Genomic DNA, 18,993 nt, shown 5'->3' on the forward strand with positions numbered 1-18,993 from the left:
AGTAATAAGGAGTGTTAATGAATGATGAAAGTCGGCATTTATCACGGTCAAAATAGTGTGGGGATAGAAGAGCGTCCGATGCCTCAAGTAGGAGCAAAAGATGTGTTGGTTCGTATTTTAGCGGGGGGAATTTGTGGTACAGATATTAATATAGTAAAAGCAGGCTCAGAAATGGGTATCCGTTTCGGCTCAGAGTTTGGACATGAAATGTTTGGTGAAATCGTCGAATTAGGTTCTGATGCGGAAACCGATTTGAAAGTTGGCATGCGTGTAGGTGTGAATCCAATTACTGCAAAACGTGCAGGTCGTCGTTATTCGTTGGAGGTAGGAGCATTTTCACAATATGTCTTAATTGAAGATGCAGCACTTAATTATAACCTTTATGAATTTGATGATTCCGTTTCGGCAACAGAGGCCGTATTAATGGAACCCATGAGCGTAGGCTTCCATGGCGCTTTTAGCATACTGCCCAAACTAGGTGAAAAAATCGTAGTTCTTGGTGCTGGTCCAATTGGTCTATCTGCAGCTGCAGGATTAATTGGTGAAAGCATTAAAGATGTTTGCGTAGTGGATATTGACAACTGGCGTTTGGATAAAGCAAAAGAACTAGGCGCATTAACAGTTAATACGTCGACTGAAACATTAGCAGAGGGTTTAATCAAACACTTCGGCGAAGTGAACGTATACGGTGTGAGTGTTCCCAATGTAGATGCTTTTGTGGACGCAGCGGGCGCTCCAATATTATTTGAACAAGTGATGCAGATTGTAAAGCCACAAGCAAGAATTGCAATCATTGCCGTTTATAAAAATGAAGTACCTATAAGCCTTGCTCAAGTGATGAGTAAAGAAGTTAACATTGTTGGAGCTAGTGGATACACACATGAAGATATTGTAAAGGTAATTGAACATATTAACGACAAGAAAACGAATATCTCTACAATGGTGACACAGACTTATAAATTAGAGGATATTCAAGCCGCCTTCGATAAAGCCATTGCAGCAAAAGAAACGATCAAGGTTATTGTAGATCTGACTTAATCATCAGTTAATTATATTGGAGTTCATTTGAGTGTAAAACTCAGGTGAACTCTATTTATTTTAGAAGAATAATGACGTTATATAAAATTTAATTCTAATTGAACATGGCATATTACTAGAGTGTGGTCGTAATTATACTGAGTATAGAAGTGAAATTAGAGAAAAAACGTGGAGGTATGATGGAAATTAATCTTGTTCCAGTAACGTTTGAAGATAAAGAGGTATTGTCTAATCTATATCAATTTTACAATTATGATTTCAGTTTATTTACAGATCAAGACGTAAACCAGCATGGGGAATTCGAGGTGAATATTGATTATTTTTGGGAAGGGGATCATCGATGGAATCCATATTTGATTGAGGTTTCAGGAAATTTAGCTGGATTTGTGGTTGTTCTTTTTGAAAACTTAGATACAGACCCAGATCCAACTCATGTGATCTATGACTTTATGATTTTGCAGAAATACAGGAGAAATGGAATAGGTACTGCTGCCGCAACTAAAACATTTGATCTATTTAAAGAAGCTAAATGGAAACTAGCTCAAATGGAAAATAATAAACCTGCTATTGTTTTCTGGCGAAAAGTGCTTAAGGATTATACAAAAGACAACTATACAGAACGTTATTTGAGTGATCTCCAAAAATATATTCAAGCATTCGATAGAAGGGGGAGAACGAAATGAATATCACCGTAACATTAACTGACAGCACAACAAAGTTTAAGATTAACAATCTCTACCCACTATACTTACACGATCTATCAGAGATATGGGGGAACCTTCCTAATCAATACGGGGTATACGAGGATAATGAAACACAGACGCTGAATGAACAGAATAAAGTGTTCGACATATGGTGGGAGAAGCCGGGGATTTTATATCCTTATTTAATAAAAGAGGATGGAATTCCTGCTGGTTTTGCATTAGTAGCCACACCACCTCATACACCACCAGGTTGTGAATTTTATTTAAACGAATTCTTTATCCTGCGGCCCTTTCGAGGTACGGGAATCGCTGAACGTGCGGCTAAGGAGGTATTTACTCTTCATATTGGAAAATGGGAGCTACAAACCAATCCCACAGCTACAAATAGGAGAGCCCAGCATTTTTGGAGAAAGATACTAAAAGAATATACTGGTAATAGCTTTCAAGAAGAATGTAAGAAGTCTTTTGATGATGAATTAAAGATGATTTTTAATTTTAGTAATGGATAAAGCTAATCAAATCGAAATGAGGGAATTATTTCTTCTATTGACTTATAGTGGATTAGGGCTTACAATTAGAAAAAATTATATAACAAAACAAATGCTTTGATGGAGAAAAGTAGTTCAATACCTCTTTACAGGGAGGAAACGCCGGAGATTGAGAGCGTTTCTAGAGAAAAGGGTTGATCGAAGTTCACTCCGGAGCAGTCCCTTGAAACCATTGTTGGCAAGTAGAGGTGTACCGGTGTTAACCGTTAAATATTTAAGTGAGAACATTTCTGCTTGTTGTACAGAATAGTTCTAATTTAGGGTGGTACCGCGGCTCCTCGTCCCTTTTCGGACGAGGGGTCTTTTTGTTTCCATTTAGAAGAAATAATTGTATCCATGTAAGGCTCGGTAGCTCAGTTGGTAGAGCATAGGACTGAAAATCCTAGTGTCGGCGGTTCGATCCCGTCCCGAGCCATCTTAACTTTAATAGCAAGGCTCGGTAGCTCAGTTGGTAGAGCATAGGACTGAAAATCCTAGTGTCGGCGGTTCGATCCCGTCCCGAGCCATCTTAACTTTAATAGCAAGGCTCGGTAGCTCAGTCGGTAGAGCATAGGACTGAAAATTCTAGTGTCGGCGGTTCGACCCCGTCCCGAGCCATCTTAACTTTAATAGCAAGGCTTGGTAGCTCAGTCGGTAGAGCATAGGACTGAAAATCCTAGTGTCGGCGGTTCGACCCCGTCCCGAGCCATCTTAATTTTAATAGTAAGCTTTCTATAAAAACAGCCTGTCCGACCATTATGGTTAGACAGGTTGTTTGTTATTTCATCTTAATTTGAGAGGTTTAAGGAGTAGATTAATTATGAAATATGTAAATGCAGATACAGTCTTCCCTAAAGAGTTACTACAAGAAATACAGAAATATATAAACGGTGGTATGGTCTACGTTCCAAAGCCTGAAGAATTACATGTAAAATGGGGTGAGAAGTCAGGGAGTAGAAAATATTTGGAATCAAGAAATATTGAGATCTGCCTGAGGTTTGCTGCTGGTGCAACCGTCGACCAGCTCTCAGGTGAATACTGTCTTTCTAAAGATAGTATTAAGAAAATTGTTTATACTAAAAAATAGCCGGTCAACCGAAGGGTTGACCGGCTATTACATTTATTTGAGACGTTAACTCGCAAATATATGCTTACCAATTTTTAAGTTCTGAGGACGAGTCCAGATCCATGCACTAGTAGCTGTATCTGGATTGAAATAATAGATCGAATTGTTTGTTGGGTCCCAACCTCGGACAGCATCAAGAGCAGCTAAATAGGCAGTCCGGTTTGGAGTAAGCCAGTATTGACCGTCAGATACGGCTGTAAATGCGCCTTTTTGAAATACAACGTTTTTAATATTGTCTGGGAATTGACTAGATTGTATGCGATTCATAACTACAGCACCAACTGCGACTTGTCCTTTATAAGGCTCACCGCGCGATTCACTGTAGATTACTTTCGCCAAAATATCCATTTCCTCAATATTAAGCGTGTATTTTTTTAGAGCATTCCAAGTTTTTGTACCAGTAACTCCATCGGCACTTAATCCGTAGGCCTTTTGAAATTTAGCAACGGCAGCTTTCGTTTGTGATCCATATACACCATCTAAAGGATGAGTATAGAAATTCAGAGTTTTTAATCGATACTGAAGATCCCACACATCTCCAGAAGAGCTCCCTACGGTTAATATCGGAGCAGCACTAGCAGAACCGATCATAGTAGCCATACTTACCAGACCCAAAAGAAGCAACAAAGTGAATATTTTAGTCTTCATTGTAGTAGCCTCCTTTCAGAAAACATTATAAATAACCTTCAATAACTGAAACAACACTCATTTATTGGTAATCTAATAATCCATTGTACATTTTCGAAAATACTTCATTAGGTTTGTGATCCTATGAAATGGGTAAATAAATAATCAGAGGCACATCAACTTCGGAGGTTTTATATATGAAAAAGCAATTGTATCTATTCATAATCGTAGCCGCACTCACTCTAAGCGCATGTGGTAATGATAATAGTTATGGCAATAAGATAATGGAAAATTCCTCACACTCTAGTTCAAGTGACATACCCGAAAATTTGAAGGTGTCAGAGAATCCTACTTTTAAAATAGGAAGTAAAGCGATTCTCCAAGCGGACCATATGGAAGGTATGAAGGGGGCTACTGCAACAATAGTTGGAGCTTTTGACACCACAGCGTATATCGTTTCTTATAGACCTACAACAGGCGGATTTCCAGTTACAAATCACAAGTGGATTATTCATGAAGAAATCAAAAAAGCAGCTGACAAACCCTATGAATCAGGCTCAGAAGTCGTAATGGAAGCTGACCATATGAAAGATATGAAAGGTGCAACGGCTCAAATTAACTCAGCTGAACATACTACGGTATATATGATTGATTACACACCTACTACGGGTGGAGATAAAGTGAAAAATCATAAATGGGTAACGGAAGATGAGCTTTCAGCAATAAAGTAACCAATAGAAATTAAGCTCTTAAGTAATGAAAAATGATCAAGGTAGGAACAGTCATGGACTTTGTTAAAGTTCTAGGCTGCTCCTACCTTTTTGATTGCTTCTTTTATTGGTAGTGAAGTGTTAAAATATCTTTATAAAGCACTGCTATACAAAATATACCATTTTAATTGATGTTTTCTTAGAAGGTAGGAGCGTGATTGAAATGCCTAACTGGCAGGTGAAATTCGATGAAGAAATGCTTAAACAAGCTGCACAACAGATTCAAGTCGATTGGACAACGATTAAGTATATTGGTGGTTTTGAAAATGTTGTCTATAGCTTTCCAAAAGATGATCATGAATATATTTTACGTGTAACACATCAGTCTCATCAGGAGCAGGAGATGGTCATCTCTGAACTTGACTTTATGGACCATCTTGCAAAACATGGCGTGCAACTGGCTCGCCCCATTCCCTTTCAGGATGGCAGCTTGGTACAAACGCTATTCAAAGATGAGGAAAGATTTATGATCTGTGTAATGGAGAAAGCACCAGGTGGTCATGTTAATGCTTCCGATCCCAATTGGGGAACGGAGCTTTTTGAGCAATGGGGTGAGGTAACAGGAAGAATGCATGCTTTAACTCTGCAATACAATCCGGAGACTGTTCTGGCAAGACCACATCAGGGTAAGCTAGATTTTGACTTTGCTAACTTTGGTACTGTTGAACAGCAGCTTTTTGAAAAGTTGCTTCAAATAAATGATCGGATTAACCAGTTGCCGCGGAATCGAGAAGGCTATGGACTATGTCACCGTGATTTGCATCCGGGTAATTTCTTCGTGCATGAGGGGCAGATCACCGTGTTTGATTTTGATGATTGCGGATACGACTATATGGTGCATGATATTGCCATTGCCGTTTATTATTCGACCATCTTTGGAGATTGGCGAAAACCGGAGGTAGAGCAGAGTAGAACTTCTAGTCTTGCGGCAGCCATGCTGACGTCTTTTATGAAAGGGTATAATCGAGAGTATGCACTCGACAATAAATGGCTAGAAGAGCTCCCGCTCTTTATTGAGAAGCGCCGACTGGAATTAGTGCTTTTGTTATTTCAAGAGTTTTCGGAGTCACAGCGTGAGCAGGATAGAGAGTGGCTTGCCCGTAATATTCAGGATGCCCTAAATGACAAAGCTTGTTTAGAGCTTTAATAAATCCCTTTGAGTAGTTTTTAATATATTTAGAATAGATAATGAGGATATATCATATAAAAAAGGAGCATTTATTTGAACCTAGCAACTCCTGTAACACCTATTCAACTTATGCAAGTACTTCTAAACGTTTCTGTGATCCGCCCTGTTTTTATTTGGGGGGCACCTGGTATTGGAAAGTCTTCTCTTGTAGAAGCTTTTGCTGATCAGGTGGGTCTTCCATGTGTTTCTCTTCTGGGTTCTCAACTAGCACCGGAAGACATCATTGGGGTACCTCAAATCGTTAACGGCAAGAGCCAATTTTGTCCTCCGAAAATGATTGCTCGGGACGAACCGTATTGCTTGTTCTTAGACGAGCTTAATGCCTGTTCTCAAGAGGTGCAAAAAGCTTTTTATAGTCTTATCCACGAACGCCGCATCGGCGATTATCACCTACCTGAGGGCTCTATAGTAATAGGAGCTGGTAACCGTGCACAAGATAGTGCAATTGTTAAACCTATGTCCTCCGCGCTTATCAATCGGATGTTCCATATACAGCTAAATGTATCTTTTCAGAATTGGATCTCTTGGGCATATGAGAATAGCATTCATCCTATGGTTATTGAATATCTGGAATTGCGTCCCGATCATCTGTGGAGTGCACCTCCAAAGACTGAAGAGCCTTTCTCCACGCCACGCTCTTGGCATATGCTTAGTGATGCACTACATGAGTTTGGGGATGATATAAATGTGGATACCGTGGGGATTTTAGCGAATGGTTCACTGACAACTTCTCACGCCACACAATTCAGGGCTTTTTATAAAAATCTAACTGGAAAATATGAACTTAATCAAATTATTGATGGTAAATCCTCATTTCCAACGGCTCCAGAAGATCGGGATCTCCTGTATTTCCTAGCGCAATCCTTGCGAGCCCAGATTATTAAAGAACTCCCTCCGATTAAAGATAACGTACGAGATGGACATCGCCAATTTGCACACACTGTTAAAAAACTGATTAAAGACCTGTCAGTCATTAGCTTTGAAATTGCACAGCTAGTAGTTGCTAAGCAGGAGCAAAGTGATAATATTCCAGATTGGTTAATGGTTGAAATTGTGCGTGATTTACCACGTCTTGCAATAAAAGATAGGGGGTAAATATGGCTAAAAAGACAACTCCAGAAAACCCCGCTTTGAAAAATTTTAATGAAGCATGTTCGTTAATCGCGGATCATCCTATTTTTGCACCGTTATCTGTTCGAGCTTCGATTATCCATAATGAAAATAGTCCCTATCCTGAAAACGGCTGGGCAATTGTCACTAATAACGGTTATATTTACACTCATCCTAAACGGCGTGGTGAGGTTGCTGAATGGATGTACGTTTTGGCACATTGTTTTCTTCATTTAGGACTTGGGCATTTAAAGATTAAAGAGAATCAAGTGGCGTGGAACGTTGCATGTGATGTGTATATAGCAAAGTTTTTAAATGACTTGAAGTTTGGGAAAGTACCCGCAGATATGGAGTCGCGAATTAATCTTACAATTAAAGATGAACAACAGCTTTACGAGCAATTTATGATAAAAGGAATTCCGGACAACTCCAGATATTTTGGCACTGCGGGTGTTTCAAAGCTGGACATGAATGTTCGAGATACCACCAAAAGATACTGGGGAAAAGCACCAGATTGGGAAGCCTATCTTGCTTATGGGTTATCGAATGCTGTGACGAGTGCAGTAAGTGTTGCTGGAGGACACGCTAATACTATTAGTGACCCTGCACTTTCATTAACAGCTCCACAACGTGCAAAACGATGGTTCATGGACAGATATCCTTTATTAGGTGCGCTTGCCGCCGGCTTTGAGATTATAGAAGATCCAGCGATATGTCGGCGACTAGATATTTCCATAGCTGCCATTGACGTTGTTGATCGCAAAATATTTATGAACCCTGCAGCCGGACTAAACGATGAGGAGTGTATTTTCGTGATGGCGCATGAGCTTCTGCATGCGGGGCTTCAGCATCACGAGCGATGTCTTGGTCGAGATCATTATCTTTGGAATGTGGCTTGTGACTACGTAATAAATCTTTGGCTAATAGAAATGAGTGTAGGGGAGTATCCGCGAATTGGACTCTTATTAGATCCTGAGCTTAAAGGTTTATCTGCTGAAACGATTTATGATCGTATGGTCGGAGATATCCGCACTTATAAGAAACTGGCAACCTTGAGAGGCAACGGACTCGGTGATATTTTAGATAACGGTTCATCTAGTTTTTGGGATGTGAGAGAAGGACAAACGCTTGATGATTTTTGTAAGAATGCTATGCAACAAGGACTTATGTATCATGAAGAGCAAAGCCGCGGTCTTTTGCCATCAGGACTAGTTGAAGAGATTAGAGCGCTGGGCCAGCCACCTATTAAATGGGATGTAGAGCTTGCTCGTTGGTTTGATCATTATTTCTCACCGCTTGAGAAGACCAGATCTTATTCACGAATTAGTAGACGTCAATCTTCTACGCCTGATATCCCTCGACCACAGTGGGTTCATAGCGGCGCTGTAGATGATGGCCGTACTTTTGGAGTTATTTTAGATACCTCAGGCTCAATGGATAAAAAGCTTCTGGCCAAAGCATTAGGGGCCATTTCAAGTTATGCGCAGGCTCGTGATGTTCCTTTTGCACGGATTATATTTTGTGATGCTTGTCCTTATGATGCAGGTTTCATGCCCCCCGAGGCTATCGCAGATCGAGTACAAGTGAAGGGAAGAGGGGGAACGATCTTACAACCAGCTATTGATTTGATTCAACAAGCTGAGGATTTTCCGAAAAAAGGACCGCTTCTAATTATTACAGATGGTTATTGTGACAAGCTGACCATTAAAAGAGACCATGCTTATATTTTGCCAAAGGGTAATGACTTACCTTTCTCACCCAAAGGACCTGTATTCAGAATTAATTAGGGCTTAGAATAAATTTAGAGCGAGGTAACAATGGATATGAATCCCCCCAAACATATTCTTTCAGCAGCTACAGTAGTATTCAATGATCAAGAAGAAATCTTATTAATAAAAGGTCCACGTAGAGGATGGGAGATGCCAGGCGGACAGGTTGAAGAGGAGGAGTCCCTTATAGAAGCAGCAATCAGGGAAGCCAAAGAAGAATCGGGCATTGATATAGAGATTAATAAGTTCTGCGGAGTTTTTCAAAATGTTGATCGATCTATTTGTACTAACCTATTTCTAGGGAAAGCCATCGGCGGCGAACCTGCTACTAGTTCCGAGAGCTTAGAAGTTGGGTTTTTCTCGATAGAACAAGCATTGGAAATGGTCACATGGAAAAACCTCAGACTGCGGCTAGAGTATTGTTTAAATGATGATGCGCAGCCGTTTTACGTAGAATTACGGGGCACAGAAGTAGAAGAAGTAATATTTAAATTAGAAAATCAGCAAACTTTTTAGAGGTCCCCCTGCGTCCTAATTAATGAAACCTCTGAGTTAATGTAGGGAGCACAATGAACAAATGTTACGATCAAACATTCATTCTTTTTTTATTTTATAACATTTTCACTTGATTACAGAACTTTTCATACGTTTACAGCGTCTTACTTATGAACGATAAATCGACGGTAAGGACTGAAACATTATGAAAGACAACACGAAGCTTTTCAGAAATAATATGAGGAGCCAGTCTTCTATACAATCTGTAGGCGGCAGGCGTTATGTGCCAGGAATTGATGGTCTAAGGGCTTTATCAGTACTCGCTGTAATCGCATATCATTTGAATCTGAATTGGGCTGAGGGTGGACTTCTCGGCGTTGGAATATTTTTTGTAATCTCCGGATATCTCATTACTGACCAAATCATTAGCCAGTGGGAGCAGCACCGAAGGCTGAACCTTGTAGACTTTTGGGTTCGTAGGGCGCGGAGGCTGTTGCCTGCGATGGCCGTTATGCTTTTTGTGGTTGCCATATGGCTTTTAATTATAGAACCATCAAGATTGTTTGGGCTCAAGGGTGACTTTACGTCTTCCTTATTTTATTTCAATAACTGGTGGCTAATATTTCATAATGTTTCCTATTTTGAAAGCTTTGGCCCACCATCTCCTATCGGACATTTATGGTCGCTTTCTATTGAAGGACAGTTTTATATTCTATGGCCCATAGTTCTTATCATCGTGATGAAAATCGCTCGTCGGCGAGGTAAGCTTATTGCATGGATTATGGCTTGCGCAGCAGTCTCGGCTTTAGCCATGGCATTGATCTACGTACCGGGGACTGACCCAAGTAGAGTGTATTATGGAACGGATACCCGCTTATTTGCGCTTCTCATTGGAGCAGCACTTGCAGTTGCTTGGCCAAGTCAGAAACTTAATGATAACGTCTCCGAACCGGCTCGGCGTGTGCTTGATATTGTAGGGGGATTAGGACTCATTCTATTGTTGGTACTTTTTAATCAGGTTAATGAGTTCGATGATTTACTTTACCGTGGTGGGTTTTTAGTGATTTCTTTGATTGCAGCTGTAGTTATTGCCGTTCTAGCTCATCCTGCTAGCCGTCTGGGATCGATCGTAGGCTGTAAACCTTTGCGTTGGATCGGGCTGCGATCATATAGCTTGTACATATGGCATTTTCCAGTCATTATCCTTAGCAGTCCGAATGTGAGTACTGAAGAAAGCAGCATGCTTCGGATCATCATTCAGGTAACAGTAAGTTTTCTTCTAGCTGCATTGTCATATAAGTATGTGGAGGAGCCCATTCGTCGAGGTTCATTTAAAGAAACATGGAAGAACATCAGTGTAAAACGAAGGGGTGGTCTTCGTCCAGGCTTCTTAATGGCTATTATTGCTGTGATTCTTATCCCAATCGCATGCAAAGGTTATTTGTTAAACGCTGGATCGGATACGTCTGCGATCGAATCGGCAGATTTGCAGTATGAACAACAACAACTGCAACAGCAAGAACAACGACTGCAGCAGCAAGAACAACAAGATATGGGAAGAAAGAATGATCCCGCAGATCATAAAGCAATAGACGAAAATGTAACTGATAAATCATCAATACCAGCCTTGGCAACAGCTACAACTGAACCTGAAGTGAAAAAAGCTGATACTAAGGTGGGAACTACAAATACAGAAATAGCAAAGCCTGAATCAGAAGTGGAAAAATCTGTTCCTGAAGAAAAGAAACCTGTGGCTGAGAAGAGTCAAGCTGGAACGGATGTTACGGCCATTGGAGATTCTGTCATTTTGGATGCAGCACCATACCTTTCAGAGGAATTACCTGGCATTGTCATCGAGGGAAAGATCGGTCGGCAGATGGCTAAAGCTCAGGAGGTAGTGGATCAGCTTAAAGCTCAAGGCCGGCTGGGTAAAAAGGTTATAATCGAGCTTGGGACCAACGGATCATTTAGTTCAAAGCAATTACGTAATTTACTGGATTCATTAAGTGATGCTGAGCAGATTTTTTTGGTCAATACACGGGTCCCAAGAAAATGGGAAAAAAATGTGAATCACAATATTTCAAAAGTTTCCAGTGAATATAGTAATACGACCGTAGTAGACTGGTACTCTGCAAGTGAAGGAAAAGACGATTATTTCTACCAAGATGGTGTGCATCTTAAACCAGAGGGCTCCAAGTGTTACGCCTCACTTCTTGCGAAAGCCTTGGAAAGTAAGTAAGAATTAATTGAATCTCCAAACTTTTTGATATTATATTTTAATAGACCGGCAAGAGTGTTCTCTCTTTGCCGGTCTTTTTTTTCGTAAACGAATGATCATTGAAAAGCTAATCAATTCCTAGTCGTAGATAAAATGCTCCACCACAGCCACAGTCTTCGTTATGTCTGGATTAGAATTGTCGATCACCTTCACATTAGAACTTGGAAGCGGCCACTTCACACTACGGTTTCCAAATGATTTGCGAAATTCATCCCAATGCTGGAACTTCCATTCATCTAATGGTGATTGTCGATCGTGAATTCGTGTCCGATACAATTCCTCATTGGCTAGTTCGACCAAGACAACTTTAACCTCAACATCTTGCAGCGAACGTCCGATTCGAGATAACTCACTGCTGATCCAGTCAGGGTTGGCAGCTTCTTTAGTAAATGGTCCAACCACAAATGCATCTACATTCAGGCCTATATTGTCTAGCGCTGCGTCCATCGTAATCCGGTAGCCCAAATCACGGCATAATCTTTTGTAATCGGTAGAGTCTCTGTCTGCCGGGTCCAATCCGTGAAAGGTCATGATGGCGTCTGCCGCTGGTCGTAAGAGGATATCCATATCAAAGAAGGGTACTTTACGCCGGGAAGCGATCGCTTTAGCTAATGTCGTTTTGCCTGCCCCAGCTGGCCCTAGAAAAAATACAAGTTTGTTCATCATTGTCTCTCCTTAGAACCTCAATTCATTGCTACAGTCTATCTCTAAATATTATCATATAAAAGAAGATGAGTAATCGCCAGCGTAAAATCCTCATCTACCGTAGGTTTTGAGAACCTGAGATATTTCGCGTTACGGTCCATAATATGATATTTTTTTGCTTCTCCATTGAGTTTTTGTGTAATCCTGCTTATAATATAGCGAGAAAAATAAGAAAAAGGTGTCCATAAATGAGCATATTAAATGTAGAAGGATTAAGTCATGGTTTTGGAGATCGTGCGATCTTCAAGGATGTTTCATTCCGTCTTCTAAAAGGCGAGCATATCGGATTATTCGGCGCTAACGGCGAAGGTAAATCCACTTTTATGAATATTGTTACAGGAAAGCTGCAACCGGATGAAGGTAAGGTCGAATGGTCCAAACGGGTGCGTGTTGGCTACCTCGATCAGCATGCAGTGTTGACCAAAGGCATGACTATTCAAGATGTACTCAGAGGCGCTTTTCAATACCTCTTTGATCTTGAGCAAGAGATGAATGATATGTACGGCAGAATGGGTGACGTGTCGCCTGAAGAGTTGGAAAAGCTGCTTGAAGAAGTTGGTACGATCCAAGATACGCTTACAAATCAAGATTTCTACATGATCGATGCGAAGATACAAGAAACCGCGCGCGGTCTAGGAATCACAGATATTGGTTTGGATCGTGACGTAGCTGATCTTAGTGGTGGTCAGCGTACCAAAATCCTGCTTGCGAAGCTGTTGCTTGAAAAACCAGATATTCTGCTCCTAGATGAGCCTACGAACTATCTGGATGAGCAGCATATTGAATGGCTGAGACGTTATCTTCAAGAGTATGATAATGCATTTATTCTGATCTCACATGATATGCCTTTCTTGAACAGCGTTATCAACCTGATCTACCATATGGAAAATCAAAAGCTGACCCGTTATGTGGGTGACTATGAGCAATTCCAACAGGTCTACGAAATGAGAAAACAACAGCTTGAATCTGCTTATAACCGTCAGAAACAAGAAATTGCAGAGCTGAAAGACTTCGTAGCACGTAACAAAGCCAGCGTAGCTACCCGTAACATGGCAATGTCCAGACAGAAGAAGCTCGACAAGATGGAAATCATCGAGATTGCAAAAGAGAAGCCAAAACCACAGTTTAACTTTAAAGAAGGTAAAACTGCGGGCAAGATGATTTTCGAAGCTAAAGAATTGGTTATCGGATATGAAACACCGTTGTCCAGACCGCTAAATTTGTTAATGGAGCGTGGACAAAAGATCGCGTTGGTCGGTGCGAACGGGATCGGTAAAACCACCTTGCTTCGCAGTATCTTAGGCGAAATCCAAGCATTGTCCGGATCGGTAGAACGTGGATACCATCAAGAGATTGGATACTTTGAGCAAGAAATGAAAGAAGGCAATTACAAGACTTGTATCGAGGAGATCTGGGATACATTCCCATCCCTGTCACAATTCGAAGTACGTGCTGCCCTTGCCAAATGTGGACTGACCACGAAACATATCGAAAGTAAGATTGCTGTTCTAAGTGGTGGAGAAAAAGCTAAAGTGCGTCTATGTAAACTCATTAACAGTGAGACCAACATTCTCGTATTAGATGAGCCGACGAACCACTTGGATATCGATGCCAAAGATGAACTGAAACGTGCGCTGAAAGCATATAAGGGAAGCATTCTCATGATCTCTCACGAACCAGATTTTTATCAAGACATTGTCACCGATATCTGGAATTGCGAAGATTGGACAACAAAAGTATTCTAATAAGCAAATCTTTATTGAACAAGCCTATGAGGTGTTAACGAATCAGTTACGCTTTATAGGCTTTTTTATGGATAGTGGGGAGGGTCTATGTGTTAGAGAATAAAATGGATCAGCTTAACATCAGTGTTCAACGAATTTTTGGAGAACAAGAAATAGAAATAGTCCATTTCAAATGCGAGGATTTAGATTATAAAACACCTAACTTTACAACAGCGGGAATCTTTCATCTTCAGGGTTTCGCACTAATTAATAACGAGCAGCTTCCATGGTCAATCATATTAAAAATCATTAAGTCTGATAGTGTAGAAAAAGAGGATCCAGCACATCACAATTACTGGCGACGAGAAGCCCTAGTCTTTGAATCTAAGATTCTGGATGAGCTTCCGGTCTCAATCCAAGCTCCTAAGTGTTATCTTGTTGAGGAGCAAGAAGATGGTACTGTATGGTTATGGATGGAACGAATTGAAGGGGAATTTGCACATACGAAGGAGCAGTTTGATATTATCGCTGAACGGTTAGGCCGATTTAATGGAGCTTATCTTTCAGGAAAGAACACTCCTAATGACCAATGGATATGTAGAAGCTGGCTTAGATCATGGACTACTTCGAGTAAAATGTATGCACCTAACCCTGAGGAATATATTCATCAATTACATAGAGACAATGACCGAAGCCTTTGGGCTTGGTTTCAAGACTTCACGAAGCGGATAGACAGTAACTTGAATGCTCTCCATCGCTTGCCGCGAGTATTAGCCCATCAGGACCTCAGTCAAATGAATATGCTGTTAACTCAAACCGGAGAGTTAGTCTTGATAGACTGGCAATTTATGAGCATATCAGGTTTAGGTGAAGATCTTGGTAAAATGTTTGGCGTAAATATGAGTCTTGGTGTGATTCCTATCGATCGTTACGAGGAATTCAAAGAGTCTTTATTCCATTCGTATATCAAAGGATTAAAGGCTAGCGGATGGCAGGGAGACGAATCCCTTGCAAGATATAGTTATTGTTTAAGCACTGCTTTACGTAGTGTCTGGGAAGTCCCACAATACTTTTCTCTGAATGCTCAGCTACAATCTGACCTGTTAAACGCTAATCTTCAGGAGCGGGTTAATCGGCTTGAGCAAATCATTATTATTCATCAAAAAATGACGCTAGAAGCAGAGACATTGAAATTATGGATAACATAGTTCTTAATTCTCATTAGATATGAAAAAGGAGCCCCTATTACAGGAGCTCCTTTTTGCTACACCTCAATAATGATGGGGAGAATCATTGGACGTCGTTTCGTTTTTTCGTACAGGAATCTACTTAGGGTCTCCTTGATGGTCTGCTTGATGATATTCCACTCGCCTAGGTCAGCCTCACTCATCTTTTGAAGGGTGGAGGTTACAAGCTTGTTGATCTCCTCCATTAAAGTTTCTGAGTTACGGACATAGATGAATCCTCTGGATATGGTATCCGGCTCGTTTAATAAACGTCCATCTTCTTGGCTTAATGTAATCACTGTAATCAAAATACCGTCTGCTGACAACTGGCGACGATCGCGAAGAACGACATTACCAATATCTCCAATCCCAAGGCCATCCACTAGGGTTTGTCCAGCTGCCACTCGGCCAGATTGGCGGACGACACCTGATGATGACTCGACGATATCTCCATTTTTTAGAATAAAGATATTATTGGGGTTAACACCAACTGCCTCTGCTAACAAGCTGTGATGATGTAGCATACGGTATTCACCATGAATCGGTATGAAATATTCAGGTTTCATCAAGGTTAACATTAACTTAAGCTCTTCTTGGCTTGCATGCCCAGATACATGAAGCTCGCTGCGTGATCCATAAATGACTTTAGCGCCAAGCACGTATAAATTATCGACGATTCTAGATACATTGCGTTCATTCCCGGGAATGGGATTAGCTGCTATCAGAACAGTGTCGCCTGCCTGGATTTCCATCTGCCTATGACTTGCGTTAGCCAGTCGCGATAACGCAGCCATGGGCTCGCCTTGACTGCCTGTACATAATACAGTTACTTGCTCTGGAGGGAGTTTGGCAGCTTCTGTAGGCTCGATCAGCATGTTATCTGGAATGCTCAAGTACCCGAGTTCCTGGGCTACTCGGACAACATTAACCATACTTCTGCCAAGTAAGGTTAATCTACGATCGGTTAAACGAGCAGCTTCAATGATCTGTTGTAGACGGTGTACATTTGAAGCAAAGGTAGAGATAAAAATTCTACGGTCAGCTTTCATGAATGCTTCTTCTATATGAGCGCCAACGAGTTTTTCAGAGGGGGTGAAGCCTGGGCGTTCTGCATTGGTACTCTCTGAGAGCAGGAACTTTACACCATTCTTCCCGATGTCAGCCATTTTATGTATATCGGGATACTGCTTATTAACAGGGGTCATGTCAAATTTGAAATCCCCTGTATGAACAACGGTCCCTTCTGGGGTATCGAATACAACACCAAGGCAATCCGGAATACTATGATTGGTATTAAAGAACGTTGTAGTAATCGCTCCTAGCTGTAAAGTAGACTCAGAATCAATGACATGAAGCTTGGTCTGACGTAATATTCCGTGTTCTCTCAGTTTATTTTCAATTAGACCTAAGGTTAACCGAGATGCGTAGATCGGAAGATTTAATTGTTTGAGTAGATAAGGAATTCCTCCAATATGATCCTCATGTCCATGTGTAACTACTAATGCTCGAATCTTATCAAGATTGCTTAATAAATACGTAACATCAGGAATAATGAGGTCAATCCCCAGTAGACTTTCGTCCGGAAATTTAGAACCGCAATCAATGACAATAATATCATCAGCATATTGCAGGAAATACATATTCTTACCAATTTCATTCACACCGCCTAATGCTGCAATCCAGAGCTGTTTAGCTGCCACTTTCATTAAAGTCCCTCCTTTTATAAATACACCTATATTATGTATGAAATCCCTTATAATTATCCTTTCATTGAGGTGGTACAATAGTATAACAATAGATTGATATTCAAAAGTTAGGGGACAGATTGATCATGAACATCAGAAGAATACATAAGAACGATAATCGTGCGATTGAACAGATTATTAGGAGCTGTCTGATTGAGTTTGGCGGGAATAGGGCAGGGCTTGCGTGGGAAGATGACAGCCTGCATCATTTATATGAGTATTACAATCATAGTGATAATCAGGCCTATTGGGTTGTAGAAGAAGATGGAAATATATTGGGCGGGTGTGGCATTGCGCCTTTCGGCAATGAGGGCGACATATGTGAGTTGCAAAAAATGTACTTATCTCCGTCCGTTAGAGGTAATGGGATAGCTTCTGAACTCCTAAATACGGCGCTGGATTTTGCCAAGCTTCATAACAATAAATGTTATTTGGAGACATTACAGAACATGCATGCTGCTAACCGTTTTTATATTAAAAACGGCTTCGAACTTTTAGATTCCCCCTTAGCTGGCTCGGAGCATTTCGCATGTGATGCTTGGTATATTAAAGAGTTAATTTAATTATGGTTTAGTAAGCCTGGATTAGCAGGCTTATTTTTTATTTGACAATAAAACCGTCTGGACGGTATAGTAAATAACAGGGGTGATTAATGTGAACAGTAATTCTAAACGTAAAACTATTTTATTGGCTGCTTCCACAGTTGTTAAAAATAATGGAGTAGAGAAGCTTACGCTTGAAGCTGTGGCTAAAGAAGCCGGGGTCAGTAAGGGCGGGCTACTGCACCATTTTCCAAATAAAGAAGCTTTGATCATAGGGATGGTCGAAGATCTAACGAACCATTTTTTTACCAGTGTTCAAGATAGAGCAATGAGCGAAACGCTTGAAAAAGGGAAGTGGAGTCGCGCTATTACTGAAGCCATGGATGATGATATTAAAGAGGGCAAAGAGATTGGTACCGCGCTTCTTGCTGCTCTTTTCACAAATCCAGATATTCTTAACAAATTTCAAAGTCAATATGCAACGTGGCAACAAAACATAGAGAACGATGGCATTGATCCTGTACGCTCCACTATCATTAGGTTGGCAGCAGATGGGTTATGGTATTCCGAAATGTTCGGATTAGGTGTGTTAGATGATAAATTACGCACGAAAGTCATTCAAGAATTGATAAATATGACGAAGTAAGGAGAGGTTATCTTTGAATTCATATGTATTACTTGCAACAGCGATCATCTGTGAGGTATTTGGCAGTTCAATGCTAAAAGTGTCTAACGGGTTTAAAAGGGTATTCCCATCCATTGGCGTGATCCTTGGTATGGGCTTAGCATTTTATAGTCTTTCTTTAGCGCTAAAAACAATTCCATTAGGTACAGCTTATGCGATTTGGTCAGGGGTAGGTACAGCTTTGACAGCTATAATTGGCGTAGTTATTTATAAAGAAAACTTTAATCGTAAGAAATTACTAGGTCTACTGCTTATTATTGGTGGTGTAATCATTATGAAGCTCTCAGGTGGGGCTCATTAGAATTTGGAGGCTGCAGCATGAAAAGAAATGTAGGATATATTGCTCTAAGTATAGCGATTGCTAGCGAAGTCGTAGGGACTACTATGTTGAAAATGTCAGAAGGATTCACGCAATTACTCCCTTCTATAGGGGTTATTATTGGTTTTATTATTGCTTTTTATAGTTTATCCATAAGCCTTAGAGAATTACCGTTAAGCTTAGCTTATGCGATTTGGTCCGGTGTAGGTACTGTTCTAACTGCAATTGTGGGTATTGTTGTGTGGGGAGATCCATTTGGTATTCTTACTTTTGCCGGAATAGTATTAATAGTAGGAGGAGTGGTATTATTAAACTCTCCTGCCAAAGGTGAAGACAAAGAACGGGCCTGATAAATCAGGCTCTTTTTTTATTTTTAAACGGATGTCATAGATTCCATAAATCGCATAGTTTCGC

19 protein-coding genes, 4 tRNA genes and 1 other annotated feature are annotated in these 18,993 nt (G+C 40.6%); of the genes, 20 read left to right on the forward strand and 3 right to left on the reverse strand.

The annotated features are described in order from the left end of the window. Positions 1–21 precede the first annotated feature (21 nt). The 8 genes from MKY52_RS26815 to MKY52_RS26850 all read left to right on the forward strand — a co-directional run bounded on the left by MKY52_RS26815 (position 22) and on the right by MKY52_RS26850 (position 3,356). Positions 22–1,038 carry a zinc-dependent alcohol dehydrogenase gene (locus MKY52_RS26815; protein ID WP_341054712.1) on the forward strand — a complete coding sequence of 339 codons (1,017 nt, stop codon included), beginning with the start codon at positions 22–24 and terminating at the stop codon, positions 1,036–1,038. A gap of 149 nt (positions 1,039–1,187) precedes the next feature. Beyond that, on the forward strand, positions 1,188–1,721 hold the full coding sequence (locus MKY52_RS26820; protein WP_341054714.1) for a GNAT family N-acetyltransferase: 534 nt from the start codon (positions 1,188–1,190) through the stop codon (positions 1,719–1,721). Next, complete coding sequence (locus tag MKY52_RS26825; RefSeq protein WP_341054716.1) at positions 1,718–2,251, forward strand: GNAT family N-acetyltransferase; 534 nt, start codon at positions 1,718–1,720, stop codon at positions 2,249–2,251. The genes MKY52_RS26820 and MKY52_RS26825 overlap by 4 nt, the downstream gene beginning before the upstream one ends. An 87-nt stretch (positions 2,252–2,338) precedes the next feature. Then, positions 2,339–2,579, forward strand: a binding site (T-box leader). Positions 2,580–2,632: 53 nt separating this feature from the next. Next, positions 2,633–2,705, forward strand: a tRNA-Phe gene (locus MKY52_RS26830). Between the two features lie 18 nt (positions 2,706–2,723). Then, a tRNA-Phe gene (locus MKY52_RS26835) sits at positions 2,724–2,796 on the forward strand. An 18-nt stretch (positions 2,797–2,814) separates the two neighbouring features. After that, a tRNA-Phe gene (locus MKY52_RS26840) sits at positions 2,815–2,887 on the forward strand. 18 nt (positions 2,888–2,905) lie between these two features. Continuing rightward, a tRNA-Phe gene (locus tag MKY52_RS26845) sits at positions 2,906–2,978 on the forward strand. A gap of 111 nt (positions 2,979–3,089) precedes the next feature. Then, on the forward strand, positions 3,090–3,356 hold the full coding sequence (locus MKY52_RS26850; protein WP_042188024.1) for a CD3324 family protein: 267 nt from the start codon (positions 3,090–3,092) through the stop codon (positions 3,354–3,356). A gap of 45 nt (positions 3,357–3,401) precedes the next feature. Here MKY52_RS26850 and sleB read toward each other — a convergent pair whose 3' ends face one another. Next, entirely contained in the window at positions 3,402–4,043 is a 642-nt protein-coding gene (sleB, locus tag MKY52_RS26855) for a spore cortex-lytic enzyme (RefSeq protein ID WP_042127567.1), read from the reverse strand. A gap of 176 nt (positions 4,044–4,219) precedes the next feature. Between sleB and MKY52_RS26860 the strand changes: the two genes are divergently transcribed. From MKY52_RS26860 to MKY52_RS26885, 6 genes are all read left to right on the forward strand, one after another. Further along, positions 4,220–4,753 (forward strand): YdhK family protein, encoded by a 534-nt coding sequence (locus MKY52_RS26860; protein ID WP_341054718.1) that lies wholly within the window; start codon positions 4,220–4,222, stop codon positions 4,751–4,753. A 202-nt stretch (positions 4,754–4,955) separates the two neighbouring features. Continuing rightward, entirely contained in the window at positions 4,956–5,939 is a 984-nt protein-coding gene (locus MKY52_RS26865; protein ID WP_076118536.1) for a phosphotransferase enzyme family protein, read from the forward strand. Between the two features lie 75 nt (positions 5,940–6,014). Continuing rightward, on the forward strand, positions 6,015–7,076 hold the full coding sequence (locus tag MKY52_RS26870) for a MoxR family ATPase (protein WP_341054720.1): 1,062 nt from the start codon (positions 6,015–6,017) through the stop codon (positions 7,074–7,076). A gap of 2 nt (positions 7,077–7,078) precedes the next feature. Beyond that, complete coding sequence (locus MKY52_RS26875) at positions 7,079–8,878, forward strand: vWA domain-containing protein (protein WP_341054722.1); 1,800 nt, start codon at positions 7,079–7,081, stop codon at positions 8,876–8,878. A 36-nt stretch (positions 8,879–8,914) separates the two neighbouring features. Then, a complete protein-coding gene (locus tag MKY52_RS26880; protein ID WP_341055646.1) occupies positions 8,915–9,376 on the forward strand; it encodes an NUDIX hydrolase in 462 nt (153 codons plus the stop codon). 217 nt (positions 9,377–9,593) lie between these two features. Next, a complete protein-coding gene (locus MKY52_RS26885) occupies positions 9,594–11,594 on the forward strand; it encodes an acyltransferase family protein (RefSeq protein ID WP_445671048.1) in 2,001 nt (666 codons plus the stop codon). Positions 11,595–11,711: 117 nt separating this feature from the next. Here MKY52_RS26885 and MKY52_RS26890 read toward each other — a convergent pair whose 3' ends face one another. Continuing rightward, complete coding sequence (locus MKY52_RS26890; protein ID WP_341055647.1) at positions 11,712–12,296, reverse strand: AAA family ATPase; 585 nt, start codon at positions 12,294–12,296, stop codon at positions 11,712–11,714. Positions 12,297–12,526: 230 nt separating this feature from the next. On the opposite strand from MKY52_RS26890, the gene MKY52_RS26895 reads away from it, so the two are divergent. Together MKY52_RS26895 and MKY52_RS26900 are read left to right on the forward strand one after the other, a co-directional pair. After that, positions 12,527–14,083, forward strand: a complete 1,557-nt coding sequence (locus MKY52_RS26895) for an ABC-F family ATP-binding cassette domain-containing protein (protein WP_341054726.1) — start codon at positions 12,527–12,529, stop codon at positions 14,081–14,083. Between the two features lie 89 nt (positions 14,084–14,172). Continuing rightward, a complete protein-coding gene (locus MKY52_RS26900; RefSeq protein ID WP_341054727.1) occupies positions 14,173–15,270 on the forward strand; it encodes a phosphotransferase in 1,098 nt (365 codons plus the stop codon). A gap of 56 nt (positions 15,271–15,326) precedes the next feature. Here the strand turns inward: MKY52_RS26900 and MKY52_RS26905 are convergent, their stop codons facing one another. Continuing rightward, positions 15,327–16,994 carry a ribonuclease J gene (locus MKY52_RS26905; RefSeq protein ID WP_042188039.1) on the reverse strand — a complete coding sequence of 556 codons (1,668 nt, stop codon included), beginning with the start codon at positions 16,992–16,994 and terminating at the stop codon, positions 15,327–15,329. Positions 16,995–17,119: 125 nt separating this feature from the next. Between MKY52_RS26905 and MKY52_RS26910 the strand changes: the two genes are divergently transcribed. The 4 genes from MKY52_RS26910 to MKY52_RS26925 all read left to right on the forward strand — a co-directional run bounded on the left by MKY52_RS26910 (position 17,120) and on the right by MKY52_RS26925 (position 18,929). Beyond that, complete coding sequence (locus tag MKY52_RS26910; RefSeq protein WP_341054728.1) at positions 17,120–17,596, forward strand: GNAT family N-acetyltransferase; 477 nt, start codon at positions 17,120–17,122, stop codon at positions 17,594–17,596. A 91-nt stretch (positions 17,597–17,687) separates the two neighbouring features. Beyond that, entirely contained in the window at positions 17,688–18,221 is a 534-nt protein-coding gene (locus MKY52_RS26915; RefSeq protein ID WP_341054729.1) for a TetR/AcrR family transcriptional regulator, read from the forward strand. A gap of 13 nt (positions 18,222–18,234) precedes the next feature. After that, complete coding sequence (locus tag MKY52_RS26920) at positions 18,235–18,561, forward strand: DMT family transporter (RefSeq protein WP_042188043.1); 327 nt, start codon at positions 18,235–18,237, stop codon at positions 18,559–18,561. Between the two features lie 17 nt (positions 18,562–18,578). Next, positions 18,579–18,929: a DMT family transporter gene (locus tag MKY52_RS26925; RefSeq protein ID WP_341054730.1), complete on the forward strand. Its 351-nt coding sequence runs from the start codon at positions 18,579–18,581 to the stop codon at positions 18,927–18,929. The last annotated feature ends 64 nt before the right edge of the window (positions 18,930–18,993 follow it).

The sequence above is a fragment of the Paenibacillus sp. FSL P4-0184 genome (assembly GCF_038004625.1).
Taxonomy (GTDB): Bacteria; Bacillota; Bacilli; order Paenibacillales; family Paenibacillaceae; genus Paenibacillus_AQ.